The 17,508-nt window shown below is 54.9% G+C and carries 14 protein-coding genes and 3 tRNA genes; 12 read left to right on the top strand and 5 right to left on the bottom strand.

All coding sequences use genetic code 11. The annotated features are described in order from the left end of the window. Positions 1 to 43: 43 nt before the first annotated feature. Together mltG and Q0K17_RS06475 are read left to right on the top strand one after the other, a co-directional pair. Entirely contained in the window at positions 44 to 1,345 is a 1,302-nt protein-coding gene (gene mltG, locus Q0K17_RS06480; protein WP_294541115.1) for an endolytic transglycosylase MltG, read from the top strand. Between the two features lie 30 nt (positions 1,346 to 1,375). Then, positions 1,376 to 2,605 carry a U32 family peptidase gene (locus Q0K17_RS06475; protein WP_294541113.1) on the top strand — a complete coding sequence of 410 codons (1,230 nt, stop codon included), beginning with the start codon at positions 1,376 to 1,378 and terminating at the stop codon, positions 2,603 to 2,605. A gap of 49 nt (positions 2,606 to 2,654) precedes the next feature. Here the strand turns inward: Q0K17_RS06475 and Q0K17_RS06470 are convergent, their stop codons facing one another. The 3 genes from Q0K17_RS06470 to Q0K17_RS06460 form a co-directional block, all read right to left on the bottom strand. Further along, entirely contained in the window at positions 2,655 to 5,084 is a 2,430-nt protein-coding gene (locus Q0K17_RS06470) for an ATP-dependent DNA helicase (RefSeq protein ID WP_294541111.1), read from the bottom strand. A 28-nt stretch (positions 5,085 to 5,112) separates the two neighbouring features. Beyond that, positions 5,113 to 6,213, bottom strand: a complete 1,101-nt coding sequence (locus Q0K17_RS06465) for a hypothetical protein (RefSeq protein ID WP_294541109.1) — start codon at positions 6,211 to 6,213, stop codon at positions 5,113 to 5,115. Between the two features lie 122 nt (positions 6,214 to 6,335). Further along, positions 6,336 to 6,902: a uracil-DNA glycosylase gene (locus Q0K17_RS06460; protein WP_294541106.1), complete on the bottom strand. Its 567-nt coding sequence runs from the start codon at positions 6,900 to 6,902 to the stop codon at positions 6,336 to 6,338. Between the two features lie 89 nt (positions 6,903 to 6,991). Between Q0K17_RS06460 and Q0K17_RS06455 the strand changes: the two genes are divergently transcribed. The 7 genes from Q0K17_RS06455 to Q0K17_RS06425 all read left to right on the top strand — a co-directional run bounded on the left by Q0K17_RS06455 (position 6,992) and on the right by Q0K17_RS06425 (position 11,410). After that, complete coding sequence (locus Q0K17_RS06455; RefSeq protein ID WP_294541104.1) at positions 6,992 to 7,534, top strand: hypothetical protein; 543 nt, start codon at positions 6,992 to 6,994, stop codon at positions 7,532 to 7,534. A 223-nt stretch (positions 7,535 to 7,757) separates the two neighbouring features. Next, positions 7,758 to 7,834, top strand: a tRNA-Asp gene (locus tag Q0K17_RS06450). Between the two features lie 3 nt (positions 7,835 to 7,837). Then, positions 7,838 to 7,913: transfer RNA gene (locus tag Q0K17_RS06445), tRNA-Thr, on the top strand. Between the two features lie 44 nt (positions 7,914 to 7,957). Continuing rightward, a tRNA-Trp gene (locus Q0K17_RS06440) sits at positions 7,958 to 8,033 on the top strand. A 167-nt stretch (positions 8,034 to 8,200) separates the two neighbouring features. Then, positions 8,201 to 9,601, top strand: coding sequence for an MATE family efflux transporter (locus tag Q0K17_RS06435; protein ID WP_294541102.1), 1,401 nt, complete (start codon positions 8,201 to 8,203; stop codon positions 9,599 to 9,601). Positions 9,602 to 9,749: 148 nt separating this feature from the next. Beyond that, entirely contained in the window at positions 9,750 to 11,024 is a 1,275-nt protein-coding gene (locus Q0K17_RS06430; protein WP_294541100.1) for a diaminopimelate decarboxylase, read from the top strand. Between the two features lie 50 nt (positions 11,025 to 11,074). After that, the gene (locus Q0K17_RS06425) at positions 11,075 to 11,410 is read left to right on the top strand and encodes a hypothetical protein (protein ID WP_294541098.1); all 336 of its coding nucleotides are present in this window, start codon (positions 11,075 to 11,077) and stop codon (positions 11,408 to 11,410) included. Between the two features lie 63 nt (positions 11,411 to 11,473). Here the strand turns inward: Q0K17_RS06425 and mnmA are convergent, their stop codons facing one another. Further along, positions 11,474 to 12,538 (bottom strand): tRNA 2-thiouridine(34) synthase MnmA, encoded by a 1,065-nt coding sequence (gene mnmA, locus Q0K17_RS06420; RefSeq protein WP_294541096.1) that lies wholly within the window; start codon positions 12,536 to 12,538, stop codon positions 11,474 to 11,476. Between the two features lie 22 nt (positions 12,539 to 12,560). Next, entirely contained in the window at positions 12,561 to 13,025 is a 465-nt protein-coding gene (gene rnhA / locus Q0K17_RS06415) for a ribonuclease HI (RefSeq protein ID WP_294541094.1), read from the bottom strand. A 303-nt stretch (positions 13,026 to 13,328) separates the two neighbouring features. On the opposite strand from rnhA, the gene Q0K17_RS06410 reads away from it, so the two are divergent. The 3 genes from Q0K17_RS06410 to Q0K17_RS06400 all read left to right on the top strand — a co-directional run. Then, positions 13,329 to 15,308 (top strand): ribonuclease J, encoded by a 1,980-nt coding sequence (locus tag Q0K17_RS06410; protein ID WP_294541092.1) that lies wholly within the window; start codon positions 13,329 to 13,331, stop codon positions 15,306 to 15,308. Positions 15,309 to 15,423: 115 nt separating this feature from the next. After that, a complete protein-coding gene (locus Q0K17_RS06405) occupies positions 15,424 to 17,334 on the top strand; it encodes a DHH family phosphoesterase (protein WP_294541119.1) in 1,911 nt (636 codons plus the stop codon). 46 nt (positions 17,335 to 17,380) lie between these two features. Further along, a partial coding sequence (locus Q0K17_RS06400) for a bL9 family ribosomal protein (protein WP_294541117.1) occupies positions 17,381 to 17,508 on the top strand: 128 nt, incomplete at its 3' end.

Genomic DNA, 17,508 nt, shown 5'->3' with positions numbered 1-17,508 from the left:
TACAAAATGCCTGCCTATGCACAGGCGAAAAGGAGCGAAAAAGATGAAAATCAATCGTGGAACGGGACCGTCTTCTTCTCCTAAACCGGAAAGCCAGCGGCCGACCCGTCGTGAACCTGTGCCGGAACAGCCGCAGCATCGTGCCTATGATGTGACCCAGGACGGTGGCTTTGATGATCCGGAACCGGAGGAAGAAGAGGAAGTGGTGGTCAAAAAACGCCGCTTCCCGGTTGGCCTGCTGGTAGTTGTGATCATTCTGGCTTTAGTGGCATTTGCAGGCTGGAACATGCTGCAATTTTATGGAGAAGTGGATGGTCACGGTACGGTCGGGCAGGAAGTGACCGTCACTGTGGAACAAGGCTCCAGCGTGGGGGATATTGCCCAGGTGCTGAAGCAGAACAATGTCATCAAATATGACTGGCTCTTCAAGCTGTACACCAAGTACAGCGGCCGTGCCGGCGGACTGCAGTATGGTGATTTCCAGGTACATGCCGGCATGTCCTACAACGATATCATCACGACCTTGTCGGAACAGAAGGTCTTCCGTGAGACGGTGCGGGTAACCATCCCCGAGGGCACCACAGCTGTGGGCGTGGCCCAGATTTTTGTGGACCAGGGGCTGGTAGACAGCGTGGAAACCTTCCTGAACTGCGCCGAAGGCAAGGATGGCTCTGATTTCAGCCAGTACGAATTCTGGAATCAGATTCCGGACAATGAGGGCCGCCTGCTCAAATGTGAAGGCTACCTTTTCCCGGACACCTATGAGTTCTTCTCCGATGCCAGCGTCTATGATATCGTAGACAAACTGTACTCGACCTTCGACTCCAAAACCTCCGGTCTGATGTCCACCATTGAGGAAAAGGGAACTACCCTGGACCAGGTGGTCATTCTGGCCTCCTTCATTCAGGAAGAAGCCGGTCTTCCTTCGGAGGATTACAAGGTCAGTGCCTGCTTCCACAACCGTCTGGAATCGGATGACCCCCTGTGGGCGGAACACAAGCTGGAATCCAATGCCAGCAGCTATATCACCAATGATGGAGACAACAACTATCTCTGGAATTCTCCCATGGCAGAGTACATGGGCTGGCCGGAAGCCGGTGCCATCCCGGAGGAAGTTCTGGCCGCTTATGACACCTACCGTATCAGCGGGCTGCCGGCAGGGGCTATCTCCAACCCCGGTATTGATGCCATCGACGCGGCGTTGAATCCGGATGAGGAGTTCATGGCTGAAGGCTACTACTTCTTTGTTACCGGTCATCCCGGCAATGAATATGAAGGCCAGTACTTCTATGCCAAAACTGCCGATGAACATTACCAAAACTGTGTCAAGGCCGGCTGGGCCTGATTGAAGCCTGCCAAGGAAAGGAAAAAATCCATGCTTTCACAGCCTGAACTGCTGTCCCCGGCGGGCAGCCTGGAAACACTGAAATATGCGGTGCTGTACGGAGCGGATGCCGTGTACTGCGCGCTGCCGCAGTTCGGCATGCGCGCTGCGCCGCCGAATCTGACCAATGACGAACTGCGGGAGGGCTGCATTTTTGCCCACGCCCGCGGCCGCAGGGTATACCTGACCCTGAATACCTTGCCGACCAATGAAGAACTGGACCGGTTGCCCCAAGCCATGAAGGACGCTGCCGATGCCGGTGTGGATGCCTTTATTATTGCCGATCTTGGCGTACTGGCTCTGGCCCAGAAATATGCCCCCGGTGTGGAAGTTCATTTTTCTACCCAGGCAGGTATTGCCAATTATGCTGCCGCCACCCAGGCCTACAAGATGGGTGCCAAGCGGGTGGTTCTTGCCCGGGAACTGAGTCTGACTGATATTGCCATCATCCGGGATAACACACCGCCGGAGCTGGAACTGGAAGCGTTCGTGCACGGCGCTATGTGCATGAGCGTATCCGGCCGTTGTCTGTTGTCCAGTTATATGACCGGGCGAAGCGGCAACCGGGGCGAGTGCGCCCAGCCTTGCCGCTGGAAATACTATCTGATGGAGGAGCGGCGGCCGGGGCAGTATATGGAAATCGGCGAAAACGAGGATGGCAGCTACATTCTGAATGCGAACGATCTCTGCACAGCACCGTTCATTGACCTGATCTGCAAGGCAGGCGTGGATAGTCTGAAGATCGAAGGCCGAGCCAAGACCTTCTATTATGTGGCGTCGGTGACCAGCGCATATCGCCGTGCTTTGGATATGTATCTGGCCGATCCGCGCAGTGATAATTTTGAACTGCCCGATGCGGTTATTGAGGAACTCAACCGTACAAGTCATCGCCATTACTCTCCGGGCTTCTATTTCGGCAAGGAAAAAGCCCTGCAGACTCCCAGCCATAGCTATGTGCGGGATTGGGACTTCGTCGGAACGGTGGACAATTGGGAAAATGGCGAGGCCTCCTGTACCCAGCGCAGCAAGTTCAACCTGGGCGATACCCTGGAAGTGCTGCAGCCGGATGGTTCAGTGGTGACGCTGACTCCTGCCTGGATCAAGAATGAGGAGGGCGAAAATGTGGATGCCACACCGCATCCGCTGATGCACTATACCATCCCCTGCGAAGCACCTCTGATGCCTTACAGCCTGCTGCGTATGCAAAAGGCAGAACAATAAAATCAAAAAGCCGTGCGGCCCTGCAAAAGGGGGGCTGTACGGCTTTTCTTTATTTGGGAGTATCGGTGGTTCCCTCCTGCCAAAACGCCTGTAACGCGTCTTCCAGGTCCTGTTCTGCGTATACGGTGCGCAGGTGAGACCAATGGGGCGGCATCAGACGCAGGTAATCCGGCGAGAGAAAGCGGTCGTCGAACAGCAGTACCACGCCACGATCTTCCGGGGTGCGAATCAGGCGGCCGGCAGCCTGCAAGACTTTGTTCATGCCGGGAAAACGGTAGGCGTAATCAAAGCCGCTGCCTCTGGTTTTTTGAAAATGGTCGCGCAACTGTTCTTGTCGGGAATTGACCTGAGGCAAGCCGGGCCCGATCACTGCCACCCCGACCAGTCGGTCCCCTGTCAGATCCACGCCCTCTCCGAACACCCCGCCCAGGACCACAAACCCCAACAAGCTTTGGGCAGGATGAGGGACAAACTGGTCCAGAAAGGCTTTTCGCTGCTCCTCGTTCATGGTGCTCTCCTGCTTGCAAACCGTAAGATTAGGGTGCTCCGTGCAGAAACTTTCATAGACCTTTTCCATATAGGCATAGCTGGGGAAAAAAGCCAGATAGTTGCCTGTATGAGCCCGTACCATGGCAGCCAGATAGGAAACAATAGTGGAAGCACTGCCTTCCCGGTCGCGATACCGGGTGCTTACGTTCTGTGCGCATAACAGGGTCATATGATCTTGGGAAAAGGGGCTGCGCAGGGCTACGGCCCGCGCCTGCCTCAATCCGCACAGGTCTTTGTAATAGGCGGCAGGTGTCAGCGTGGCACTGAAGAGGACCGCGGCCCGTCCCAGCGAAAAGTCGGCGGCCAAGAAGTCACTGGGATCCAGGCAGAGCATGGATGCACGGACTTTGGAGCCATAAGAATTGATTTGAAGGACAAAATGTTCATCGAATGTTTCGGACACCCGGAGCCAGCTTCGGGCATCAAAGTACAGCTGCAGCAACTCGGCGTGCAGCTCATCTGGCTCACGGTGTTCGTCCAGCCAGATTTCCAACTGCTCACACAGTTTGGACAGCAGGCGGTCAAAGGTCTGGTCCGACGCTGTCTCAAATATTGTCTGCCCAAACTGGGCTCCTGGCTTTGCGGCCTCCTCTTCGCACCGGTGCCGCCACTCGATGAAATGGGAATTGACCTTGCTCAGTGCTGTCTTCAGAGAGCTCTTGCCTTGGCCCAAGTCTTTTTTGGCCTGATAAAAAGCGGTCTTTTCCAATGTGGCACTGTGCATTTCGCTGGCCCGATCCGGCAGATTGTGGGCCTCATCGATCAGAAAAAGATAATCTCCCCGTGATTCAAAAAAGCGCTGCAGACGTACCACCGGGTCAAATAGATAGTTGTAGTCGCCGATTATGACGTCGCTCCACAGTGACAAATCCAGACCCATCTCAAAAGGGCATACCCGATGCTTCCGGGCGTATTCCTGCAGAAGGGCGGCGCCCAGCGCCCCTGACGGGTCCTGCAATGCATCCCACAAGGCATCCTTGATCCGATCAAAATAACCGTTGGCATAAGGACAGGCATCCGGGGTGCATTCCCGGCTCTCGCACAGGCAGATTTTGTCTTTGGCCGTCAGTGTCACACTGCGCAGGGACAACGCCGTATCACCGGCGCGAAGCAGTGCCAAGGCGGATTCGGCGGCAGCGCGGGTGGTCCCGCGGGCTGTCAGGTAGAAGATGGGGCCTTCCACGCCATTGCCCATTGCCTTCAGCGCCGGAAAGAGGACACTCATGGTTTTGCCGATACCTGTAGGCGCCTGACACAGCAGCTGGCCGCCGTCCTGACAGATCTTGTATACTTCGGTAATCATAGCCCGCTGCCCCGGGCGATAGCCGGCAAAAGGAAAGGCAAGCGTCTGCAGCGCCGAGCGGCTTTTCTGCTTCCAGTCTGCTGCAAAACGAGCCCAGGGGGCATATTGATGCAGTAAGTCATGCACAATGGCATCCAGCTCTTCAGCTGTATAGGTGCGCTCAAAACGTACAGTCAGCTCTTCGTCTACCTGGAAATAAGTCAGCAGGACTGTGGCTTGGGGCAGGTTGTTCTGCAGGGTATAGATGGCTGCATACAGCTGTCCTTGTGCCCAGTGTTCAGGGGCATGATCTTCTGTGATGTCCGGCACAGGCAAAGTGGTGGATTTGATCTCTTCAATCACCGGAATGCCCTCTCGGGTAAAAATGCCGTCGGCACGACCTTCCAGGGTATAGGCAATGCTGTCGCAGAGATACTCCTGCCTCAGTGCCACTTCGGCTTTGTAATCTTCATGCTCTTTAGCGGCAGCGCGCTGCAGCCGACGGTGGATTCGGGCACCCTCGTTGGCGCGGTCGAATCCTGAAAAACGGCTGTCAATGCTGCCGGTCCTTAAAAGAAATTCAACAAGCCGCCGCACGGACAGTGCGACGGCCAGCGGTGTCTGGTTGTCAGAAAGTTGGGCAGACATCAACGGTTTATGGCTCCTTCCATATTTTTTATTCTTCGAACAATTCCTGCTCCACCCGGGCGCGGATGCGGTCTACGGTTTGGAAATCCGATGCCTGCACATAATACCGCTCCAATGCATCATGCATAGTTTTGGCAGCTGCCTGGGCCTCACAGGTCTTTTCCAGCAGGCTGAAAGCCAGCTTTTTGTGGTAAGCCAGCAGCCTTTTTTGCCGTGCATCGGGGGTGCCGACGGTGAATCGTGCTGCGTGAATGTTGGTCTGACCAGGGAAATCCATGGTATGCCAGGGGTTGCTGGTCACGAACCCCAACCCGAGGGCAGGAATAAACAGGTGATCGATCTTTCCGCGCTGGTCACTGGCACAGCGGCAAATATAGGCGTCATACCCGTTCAGACGGGCGTAATCGGCCAGCTGGCACATCATGCAGGACGCCGCAGCTCCATAGGGATCGTGGACGACATATAACTTTTTGCAGGCCAGCTGCGCTATGGTTTCACGGAACAGGACAAGCCCTTTGGGGGTAGGGGCCGAAAGAACGCGGATATGCTGCAGCCCGGGTTTGGTGCCGCGGCGGACCGGCATGGTACGCGCAGCAAGGCGGCCGGTAAAGGCGCGCAGCTTCTTTTCATCCAGATAGGAGGCTGCCAGCATCCGGCGTCGCAGCAGGACAGCGCAGGCCAAGGCCCAGTGGGCGGAAGCCTGCTGCGTCAGGCGAGCGTGGTCCCGGCCAATCTGCAGTACCTCCTCCCGATGCGATACCAGATAGCCATGATCCAGGGCGTCATACAGCGGGATCAAACGCTCGGCGGCATCGGGAAACTTGCAATCCAGCGTGTGAGGAGCGGTAGCATCCAGCACCAGCGCCTTCACATCGCTCATCCGAACACCGTCCAGACTGTCCGGATCGCTGGAGCAATGGATACGCTCGATCCAGCTGCCGTCACGACGACAGTCGGCAGCGTCCCGTTCCAGCAGCCGACGCATAAGGGTGGACTTGCCACATCCCGGGCCGGCTTTGATCAGCCAGGGCGTGATAGTGGGGTCAGCGGCGGCTTCGGCAAACCATCCGGTAAAGCCGGAAGGGGAAAGTGCGCCTAAAAAGAAGTCCAGGACAGGTTTACATTGCATAACTCAAAACCTCCTTTGTGGGTAAGAATCTGAGCTATGCTATGCAAAAAGAAGCGGTTTGGTGCAGGGAAGATGGAAAAAAAGGACGTTCACCTTACTTAAAATACGGGAACAGCAGCGGCTCAATAAGTGTGTTCACAGACTTCGCTGATCTTGTCCCGCAGGGCGACGAAGTCCTCGAAGGCAGAGGGCTTGCTGTGCGGATTGCGCAGAAGCGCAGCCGGATGCAGCGTCGCCATGAACAGGGTTCCCTGCTTGTTGAAGAATTTTCCGTGATCTTTGGTGACCGACAGGTTTTTGTCGATCATCTGCTGCGCGGCAATGCGTCCCAGGCAAACCACAATCTTGGGACGCAGCAGCTGAAACTGCTGGCGAAGCCAGGGCATGCAGGCGGCGGATTCCTCCGGCAGAGGATCGCGGTTTTCCGGCGGTCGGCATTTGACTATGTTGGCAATAAAGATGTTGCGGCTACGGTCCAGATCGATGGCTTCCAGGTAGCTGTCCAGCAGTTTTCCGCTTCGTCCGACGAAGGGAAGACCTTGTTCATCTTCGTTGGCACCGGGCCCTTCTCCCACAAACAGTACTTCGGCGTTGGGAACTCCCTGTCCGAATACCACGTTTTTGCGCGTTTCGCAAAGGCCGCAACGGCGGCAGGCAAGACATTCGGCTTTCAATGTTTCAAAATCCATAAAAGGTACCTCGATATTCAGAATCTGCCGACCGTGACAGTGGTTGCCGGTCAGAAAATGGATATACTATATACAAAGGGGGATATGACATGGAGCGCAGTACGATTTTGCTTCGTTTGGGCTGCCTTGCGTTTGGTGCATTGTTTGGGGTGCTGCTGTCGGATAGGAATATCAAAGGTTTTCTGTGCCAGCGGGAAACAGGTCTGGGAAAGCTGGTGCACCTGATGCTAGGCGTAACAAAGATGGTTGTATGCTGTGTGGCGGCAGCGGTGATTGCAAAAGCATTGCCGGCATCCCTCTCCATACTATACGCAGGATTGGGATTACTAATGGCGCACATTGTCCTGGAGCCCGGAAAGGCGGAAGGCTCCTTGCCTTTGATCTGCATCTGGCTTGTCCTGTATTTACCCTTTACCGGAATGCTGGCCTGCCTGGGCGGAAGCCTGCTGGTTCTCGCAGCGGGGGAGTCAACTGTGGCAGGTCTGGCCATATTGGTATTGGGCGCACCGATGGCTCTTCTGCAGTTTGGCCCGGAAGGAGGGCTTGTACTGTTAGGAGCAGCGATTTCCCTTTGCTTGAAGCAGTTCTTGATGGCTCGGGGATTGGAAAAAGGGCGCTTCCATCAGCCATAAGGCATCTGTTATCATCATACCATGCTGTAGGTTGAATTGCAAAACCGAAAATTTCAAACTATTTTATGATAAAACTTCGATATAAAGACAAAAATAAGAAAATCCAAATATTTTTCAAAAAAAATGCAAAAAACCTGTTGACATTTCGGTATTCCTCGGCTATAATTATCAACGTTGCAGCCGCCAAGGCCAAGTGCCAAAGGCAAAAGCAACCGCTGGTTATGGCCCGGTAGTTCAGTTGGTTAGAACGCTAGCCTGTCACGCTAGAGGTCGTCAGTTCGAGCCTGATTCGGGTCGCCATTTGCTGATATAGCTCAGTCGGTAGAGCGCATCCTTGGTAAGGATGAGGTCTCCAGTTCAAATCTGGATATCAGCTCCAGCGCAAAGCCCACAGCGTAGCAAAACACTGTGGGCTTTCTTTGTAGGGGCATAGCTCAGTTGGTAGAGCAGCGGTCTCCAAAACCGCGTGCCGAGGGTTCGAATCCTTCTACCCCTGCCAAAAAAGCCTGACCATCTTGGTCAGGCTTTTTTGTTTTTGTTTTCGCCGCAAAGCAAAAATTATTTTTTCAGCTGCTTGATTTTCCGCTCGGGTATAGTATAATTATCACCACGTTCATGCGCGGCTTTGGCCGCGCCATTGTATTTTGGTGGATAGGGGAAAGTGGAATGACAAAAGATCTCACAAGCGGAATGCCTTTGAAGGTCATTGCTGCGTTTACGCTGCCGCTGGTGCTGGGAAACCTGTTTCAGCAGTTTTATTCCTTGGCGGACACCATCATTGTCGGACGGTTCGTAGGCGTCAATGCGCTGGCAGCTGTCGGGGCTACGGGATCGGTGAACTACCTGATTCTTGGTTTTGTGATTGGCATCTGCAACGGATTTGCGATTCCCATTGCACAGTATTTCGGGGCACGGGATTATTCTCAGATGAGACGTTATGTTGCCAATGCTGGCTGGCTGTGTGTCGCCATGAGCGTAGTCCTCACGGTAGCCACCGTGATTCTGACGCGCCCCATCATGCAGCTGATGCAGACACCCGCCGATATCATTGACCAGGCTTCCACCTATATCGGCTGGATTTTTGCAGGAATCCCCTTTGTATTTCTTTATAATATGGTGTCCGCGACGATGCGGGCGTTGGGGGACAGCAAAACGCCGCTGTATTTTTTGATTTTTACCAGTGTGCTGAACGTGGGATTGGACCTGTACCTGATTATTGTATATGATATGGGAGTGCTGGGCGCTGCCATAGCCACGGATCTTTCTCAGGCCATTTCGGGTGTGCTCAGCTTTTTGTACATGCTGCGCCGCTTTCATGTATTGAAAATGGAAGGGGACGAACGGAAGTTTAATTCCGAAGTGTGTATCCGGCTTTCTGGAATGGGCGTTCCCATGGGGTTGCAGTGCAGCATTACCGCTATTGGCTCTGTTATCATGCAGAGCGCAGTCAACGTACTGGGCTCCACTGCTGTGGCTGCGGTCACGGCTGCCAGCAAGACCCAGAACATCATTACCATACCGCTGGAAAGCATCGGTACGGCTATGGCTACCTATGCGGGGCAGAATCTGGGAGCGGCCAAGCTGGGGCGTATCCGCCGAGGAACCAACAGCGCACTGTTTTTGATCGTCGTTTACTCGCTGGCGGCGGCGGTGTTCCTGCATTTCTTCGATGTGATAATCATCGGCTTGTTTATTGATACCACTGCCGAAACCACCATTGTGGGCATGGCCAGTGAATATATGTTCTGGAACAGCCTGTTCTTTATTCCCTTGGGGGCGCTGATCGTCTGGCGCTATGTGATTCAGGGGCTGGGGTATTCCACATTGGCGATGATGGCCGGCGTGGCTGAGATGGTGGCCCGTACGGTGGTGGCTATCACACTGGTTCCGCGTCTGGGATACTTTGGCGCCGAACTTTCTAATCCGGCGGCCTGGGTGGCGGCCAGCCTGTTTCTGTGGCCGGCCTATCGCTGGACTGTCGGACAGTTGGAAAACCGGATGCACGCGCGCCGTCTGGCAGCTTTGCAGGCGATCGGAATGGATGTTCCGGCAGAGACCGACGACTGATTCTTGCATGTAGCTTGAAAAAAGCTGCATATTTATACGAAATATGGATATAACTCTTGCCCTTGGTCATAAAAAGTATTATAATCCAACTATATGTCTTGAGTTGTCAGACGTAAAAGAGGGATAACAAGGAAAGGGAGGACCATCCATGTCCAGCACAAAGAGGCCGTTCATCAGCCTGGAGCAGGCACAGCGCATTATTGCGGATGTGCCGACGCCGTTCCATATTTATGACGAAAAGGCCATTCGTGAAAATGCACGGCGGGTCAATCAGGCGTTTGCCTGGAACCCCGGCTTCAAGGAATACTTTGCCGTGAAGGCAACGCCGAACCCTTATCTGCTGAAGATTCTGCAGGAGGAAGGCTGCGGGGTGGATTGCTCCAGCTACACCGAGCTGATGCTCAGCGAGGCCTGCGGTTTTTCCGGCTCTGATGTCATGTTTTCCTCCAATGAGACCCCTGCCGAAGACATGAAGAAAGCCTATGACCTGCACGCCAACATCAATCTGGACGATGTGACCCATGTGGATTTTCTGCAGCGGGTGGCCGGCATTCCGTCTGTGATCTGCTGCCGCTACAATCCGGGCGGTGTGTTTGATCTGGGCAACGGCATCATGGACAACCCAGGGGATTCCAAGTACGGCATGACCGAGGACCAAATGGCCGAAGCCTATACCCGTCTGATGCAGTTGGGGGCCAAGGAATTCGGAATTCATGCGTTCCTGGCCAGCAACACAGTCACGGATGACTACTATCCTGAACTGGCCGGTATCCTGTTCCGGCTGGCTGTGCGCCTCAAAGAGCGCACCGGCGCAAAGATCAAGTTTATCAACCTGTCGGGCGGTGTCGGAATCGCCTATAAGCCTGGGCAGCGCCAGAATGATATCATGGCGATCGGCGAAGGCGTGCGCCGTCAGTACGAGGCCATCCTGACGCCGGCCGGTATGGGGGATGTAGAGATCTACACAGAGATGGGCCGCTATATGCTGGGCCCCTACGGCGGTCTGGTGACAACTGCCATCCATCAGAAGCATATCTACAAAGAGTACATCGGTGTGGATGCCTGCGCCGCCAACCTGATGCGTCCGGCTATGTATGGTTCCTACCACCATATTACGGTACTGGGCAAAGAGGATGCTCCCAATGATCATGTGTATGATGTGGTGGGAGGTCTGTGCGAAAACAATGATAAGTTTGCCATCGACCGTGAATTGCCGCAGATTGATACCGGGGATATTCTTTTTATCCACGATACCGGTGCGCACGGCTTTTCTATGGGATATAACTATAATGGAAAACTGCGCAGCGCGGAAGTGCTGCTGTGCGAGGATGGCACGCATCAGTTGATCCGCCGTGCCGAGACGCCTGCGGATTATTTTGCCACACTGGATTTCAGCCCGTTTTATAAAAAGATGGGCCTGTAAAGATTGTTTGAACAGTACAGGAATGCATGACCAAAGGGAGAGTCACTGCCATGTTTCAATTTCTGCTTGTGATTGGCCTGGTTCTGGCGTATTACGGATACGCTGTGACCAGAAATCCGAATATCTGGGGTGAACAGGGCAAAGACTGCATCAAGGAAGAGCACTGGCGGGAATACGTGCTGCGCAATGGGCGCTTTGTGATGTATGCCGGATTTTTGCTGGCTGCTTTGGCAGCCCTGGATGCGGCGGTGAACCTGTCTGTGTGGGTGTATCTTCTGATCCTGCTGGGTGGGCTGGTGCTTCTGGGATATCCTCTGGCTCATTGGATGAAAAAGACCCATGGGACCTGGAATCCCTGGCCTCGCAAAAAGAAAAAGCGGCATTAAAAAACAGAAAGCTCTTGGTTTCTCATGGGAAACCAAGAGCTTTTTTGGTGTGAAGAAAAGAACTTATTCTGCGGAGTGAATAAAGCCTCCGCCGAAAACAAAGCCGCCGCGGTAGAAGACGGCACTCTGACCGGGGGCGGGAGCCCGGACCGGTTCGGGGAAGATGACGGTCAGGGTCCCGTCCGGATTGCCGCATACCTGACAAGGAACGGCTTTGGCCGCGCTCCGTACCTTGACCCGATAATCGCCGTCAGCCAGAGGAGCGCCATCCGGTGTCGCTATGTCGGCGACGGTCATGCGGGAGGCATACTCGCCACCGCTTTCGGCCAATTGGATGTTTCCGTCCGGCAGAATAGCTTTCACAAACAGAGGACGTCCCGCAGCAATTCCCAGTCCTTTACGCTGGCCGACAGTATAATGGTCTACACCGGCATGGGGGCCCAGATCTTCGCCGTCCGGCCCGATGAAGCGACCGTTTTTGGGAGTGAATCCCCGGGCACGGATAAAGGCCGCATACTCTCCATCCGGGATGAAGCAGATCTCCATGGAATCCGGCGCATCAGCACAGGCCAATTCAATATCCCGGGCAATCTCGCGCACATCGTCTTTCTCAAAATTGCCCAAGGGCAGAATCAGACGGGAGAGAACCTCCTGCGGGAGGCGATAGAGCATATAGCTTTGGTCACGGGCGGCGCTGTCCGCTGTGCACAGGCGGTTCTGGCCATCGCTGCAGACTTCCACGCGGGCGTAATGGCCGGTGGCGATGAACTTGCAGCCCAGTTCATCCGCTTTGCGCAGCAGCAATCGAAATTTGACCGCCGGGTTGCACAGAATGCAGGGGTTGGGGGTGCGGCCGGCGCAATAACTCTGGCAAAAGGGGGTGATGACTTCTTGCTCAAACTCTTCCTGGGCATCGATCACGTGCACCGGCACACCCAGTTTGGCACCGGTGGCCTTTGCAGACTCCACGGCAGCATCGTGCGCAGGGGAAAAACGGATCACTGCACCCTGTACGGCAAAGCCCTGCTCCTGAAGGATGCGTACAGTCACGCTGGAGTCCACTCCGCCGCTCATGCCTACAAGAACCTTATCCTGTTCCTCAAACGTATTAAAACCAAGGGCATCCATTGTATTTTCCTCCGTCGTTTCGTTATGCCTGCCGCCCGCCGAACCGCTTGCTCTGTTCCACGGCCATGCGGTCGCAGCGCTCATTTTCGGGGTGTCCGGCATGACCCTTCAGCCAATGATAGCGGATCACGTGCTTTTCGCTTTCTTCCAGAAGCGGGGCCCACAAATCAGGGTTGAGAGCAGGGGATTTATCCGCCTTCTTCCATCCGCGGGCGCGCCATCCTTTTGCCCATCCCTTCTCCAAGCCATTGATCACATATTGGCTGTCGCTGTACAGGTCGATGGCGCAAGGTTCTTTGAGCTGACGCAAGGCCTCCAGAAGGCCGGTCAGTTCCATGCGATTGTTGGTTGTGGAGGCTTCTCCGCCGCTGATCTCTTTTTCAAATACTTTGCCGCTGCTGGTGCGAAACCGCAGAATGGCTCCCCACCCACCAGGGCCGGGGTTGCCGCTGCAGGCGCCGTCTGTGTAAATTTCGATTTGTTTCATTGTGTTTTGCAGCCTTTCCTGGTCCATACTTGGTTTGTGACCTTATTATACCCGTTTTGGTCTTGCGTGGCAACTGCGTATCCGGTAAGGCGTATTTGACAATGGTCTATACAGGATTTATAATAAGACTAATTGCAATGTCATGTTTTTTCGCAGGGCCCGGTCGCATCCCGTCGGATGGACTTTTCGCGCCCAAATGCCTGATGGCAAAAATCATACGATGCAAAGAACGATCCCGCCGAAATCGAGGCTCGGCCGTGTGCGTGCAGACCCGTCGGTGCGGAATATTCCGGAGGTATTTGAATGGAAGAAATGAATCAGAATCAGAACCCCAAGCGTCCGGCGCAGAAGCGTACCCGGCAGAACAACGGTCAGAATACCCAGTCCCGTCGCCCCCGGGGAGAAGGCAAGACCCAAAAGGCACAGGGCGCAGGCAAGAAGAATGCCGCACAGGAGCCGAATAAGGCCCCCAAACCGCAGCGGGCACCTCGCGGTGGCAGAGGGGATGGCCAGCGCCGTATGCCGCGTCAGAATAACAACCAGCCGCGGCTGGCTGCTCCGGCGCAGGCACCGCGTTTGCCTCGCCGCCGCCAGAATTCCCCGATTTATGATGAACCGGCAATCCCCATGCACATCTGCCCGCTGGGCGGCCTTGGTGAGGTAGGCAAAAACATCACTCTGTATGAGTGCCAGGGGGACATGATCCTGGTGGACTGCGGTCTGGTTTTCCCGGATGAGGAAATGTTCGGCGTGGACCTGGTTATTCCCGATTTTACCTATGTTCTGGAGAACAAGGACCGCATCAAGGGACTTTTTATCACCCATGGGCATGAGGATCATATCGGCAGTCTGCCGTATTTGCTGAAAAAGTTCAATGTGCCTATCTATACGGCCAAACTGACCATCGGACTCATCAAGAACAAGCTGGAAGAACACGGTCTGGCTTCCAGCGCGGAATTCCATGAAATCCGTCCCCGCCAGAAAATCCATCTGGGCTGCTTTACTGTGGAGCCCATCCATGTGAACCATTCCATTCCCGACGCACTGGCTTTTGCCATTGAGTGTCCGGCTGGCGTTGTGCTTCATACCGGTGACTTCAAGATCGATTATACGCCGCTGTCCGGGGATGCCGTTACGGATCTGTCCACCATTGCCGAATATGGCCGCCGCGGCGTGCTGGCATTGCTGGCTGATTCTACCAACGCTGAGCGCCCCGGCTTCACCGCTACGGAGCAGACCGTGGCGGAAGGGGTGCGCCGTCTGTTCCTGAAGGCGGGCAATCGTCGGATCATTGTGGCCACGTTTGCCTCCAACATTTATCGGATCCAGCAGATCATTGAGCTGGCAATCGAAAGCGGCCGCAAGGTGGCCGTGAACGGGCGCAGCATGGTCTCCAATACCGAGATGGCGCGGGAACTGGGGTATATCCGGGTGCCGGATAATGTACTCATTGATATTGAGGAAGTGAATAAGTATCCCCCGGAGAAGGTGGTCCTGATCACCACCGGCAGTCAGGGGGAACCGCTTTCCGCACTTTCCCGTATGGCGCAGGCAAGCCACCGCACCGTCAAGGTGGGACCCAGCGACTTCATCATTATTTCGGCCCGCCCCATCCCCGGCAATGAAAAGACGGTCACCAAGGTGGTGAACGGCCTTCTGACCCTGGGGGCAGAAGTGATTTATGAAAACATGTACGACACACATGTGTCCGGACATGCCTGCCAGGAAGAACAGAAACTGATTCTGACTTTGGCGCATCCGCAGTACTTCCTGCCCGTGCATGGTGAATTCAAGCAGCTCAAGCGTCATGCCGAAACGGCGGAACATCTGGGCTATATTCCCAAGGGCAACATCTATATTGCGGAAAACGGCCAGAACATCCGGATTTCTCAGGATGGACTGACTGTGGAAGGCACGGTACCCTCCGGCGCGATCATGGTGGACGGGTACGGTGTGGGCGATGTCGGCAACGTCGTTCTGCGGGATCGGCACCACTTGTCCGAAGATGGCATCATCATCGTTACGGTGGCGGTAGATGGCCGGAATGGCCAGGTCGTTTCCGGACCGGAACTGGTCTCCCGCGGTTTTGTGTATGTCCGCGAAAGCGAAGAACTGATGGAGGGGGCCCGCACTCAGGTGGAGATGGCGCTGGACCGCGGTCTGGCCGAAAATATGCACGACTGGGCCAGTGTCAAAGCACGTGTGCGGGAAGCTCTTTCCAGCTATATTTACCGCCGCACCAAGCGCAGTCCCATGATCCTGCCGATCCTGATGGAAGTGTAAAATACGGCGCGGGATTTCTCGCGCAGGACCTTCAACAGCCGAGGATACCATGAAAAACAAAAGAAGTCTCGACAATATTGTCCCGATCATTCTGCTGGCAGCGGCTTGTTTGGCAATGATCATTCCGGTGGCTATCGTGAATCCTCTTTGCCTGATTGCCCCCGCCGTGGCAATGCTGGCCGTGGCAATATTGGTGTTCGTCAATATTCGGCGGCTGCGCCGATTTGTGGCAGCCAATCTTTGCGGCCGCAAATTTGAGGACAGCAAGCTGCAATATTCCCTGGCGGAACTCCCGGTACCGGTTATGCTGCTGGACGGCAAAACCATTGTCTGGTATAATGACCTTTTCCGGGAGCAGGTGCTGGCGGGCGAAGATGCCGTGCAGCCTGCGGTAGACAGATTCCTGCCGGGGTTTGATCCGGCGGTCTGTTCTCGGCCGCACGGGCAGGATCTGGCGGCCAACGGAAGCCGCTTCACCGCCTATGCAAGTCCGGTCAAGGGCGCGTCCGGCGGCAGTCTGGTCTATCTGATTGACGATACCTTTTTCAAGGATACCCTGGATGAGTACAATGCCAGCCGGCCGGCCTACCTCAACATTGTGATCGACAGCTATGACGAACTGTTTACCGATATGAAAGATTCGGAGCAGGCGCATGAGCTGGAGGCCATCAACCGTCTTCTGGAAGATTATTTCGCCGAGACAACCGGCTTCCTGCGTCGGGTCTCCAACAATCGGTATATTGCGGTTGTGGAAGAGCGCGACGCGCGCCGGATGATCGAAAAGCGCTTTGATATTCTGGATAAGGTACGCGCTCTGAATCCCAGCGGTATGCTTACCATTTCCATTGGCCTGGGACATGGCGGCAAAACATTGTTTGAGTGTCAGGAGATGGCCCGGGAAAGTATTGATATTGCCCTGGGCCGCGGCGGCGATCAGGCGGCGGTCAAGACAGTGGACGGCTTTGAGTTTTATGGCGGCGTGTCTCACGGCGTGGAAAAGCGTAGTCATGTGCGCAGCCGTATTATCGCCAATGCACTGGCAGACCAGATTCGCCAAAGTGACAGTGTCATCATCATGGGACATCGTATGTCCGATCTGGATGCCCTTGGTTCGGCCATTGGCGTTCTTCGGATGTGCAAGATGTGCGAGGTGCCATCGGTTATCGCAATCCAGAGGAATGCCACTCTGGCCGGTGCGCTGCTGGATGTGTTCGATGAAGCCGGAGAAGAGCATAATTTTATTGAACCAAAAGAAACTCTGGACCTTATCACACCGGATACCTTGCTGATTGTGGTGGATACGTACCAGAAGTATCTTCTGGAGAGTCCGGAAATTTACGCGAAATGCAAGCGCGTGGTCGTCATTGATCACCATCGCATGGCGGTGGGGCATATTGACAATCCTGTGCTGCTGTATCATGAACCTTACGCGTCCAGTGCCAGTGAGCTGGTGTGCGAGCTGCTGCAGTTCATGCCGGCTGCAGACAATATCACGCCGTTGGAAGCACAGGCTTTGCTGGCAGGTATTATGCTGGATACACGCAGTTTTGCGCTGCATGTGGGTGTCCGTACCTTTGAGGCGGCCGCCTGGCTGCGCAGCCGGGGTGCCAAAACGGCAGAAACAAAGCTGCTGTTCAACGTTTCGAAGGAAGAGTATGAAGCCCGCGCTTCCATTGTGGAAAGCGCCTACATTTATAAGGGATGTGCCGTAGCAATTTCCGACGAACTGGAACCCGGCATGAGTGTGGTACTGCCCATGGCGGCCAATGATCTGCTGACCATCAGCGGGGTGGATGCCAGCTTTGTGGCGGTGGCTAAAAACGGGGGAGTCAACATTAGTGCCCGAAGCATGGGGGCACTCAATGTGCAGGTCATTCTGGAGCCCCTGGGGGGCGGCGGACACCTTACAATGGCAGGGGCACAGCTCAAAGATTGTACGGTGAAGCAGGCGGAGGCCCGTATCCGGGAACAGATCGACCGGTATCGTGCCGCACAGGCACAGAGCAAAGCCGACCTTCGCTTGTGATAGAAAGCTGATTCTTATTTTTTACATAAAGAGGGGAGAAACCACTATGAAAGTCATTCTCAAGCAGGACGTCAAGACGATTGGCAAAAAAGACGAGATCCATGAAGTGTCCGACGGGTATGCCCGCAATTTTCTGTTTCCCCGTGGTCTGGCCGCTCCGGCAGATGCCAATGC

The organism is uncultured Gemmiger sp. (assembly GCA_944388105.1).
GTDB lineage: Bacteria > Bacillota > Clostridia > Oscillospirales > Ruminococcaceae > Gemmiger.
This window is presented reverse-complemented; position numbering and strand designations above follow the sequence as displayed.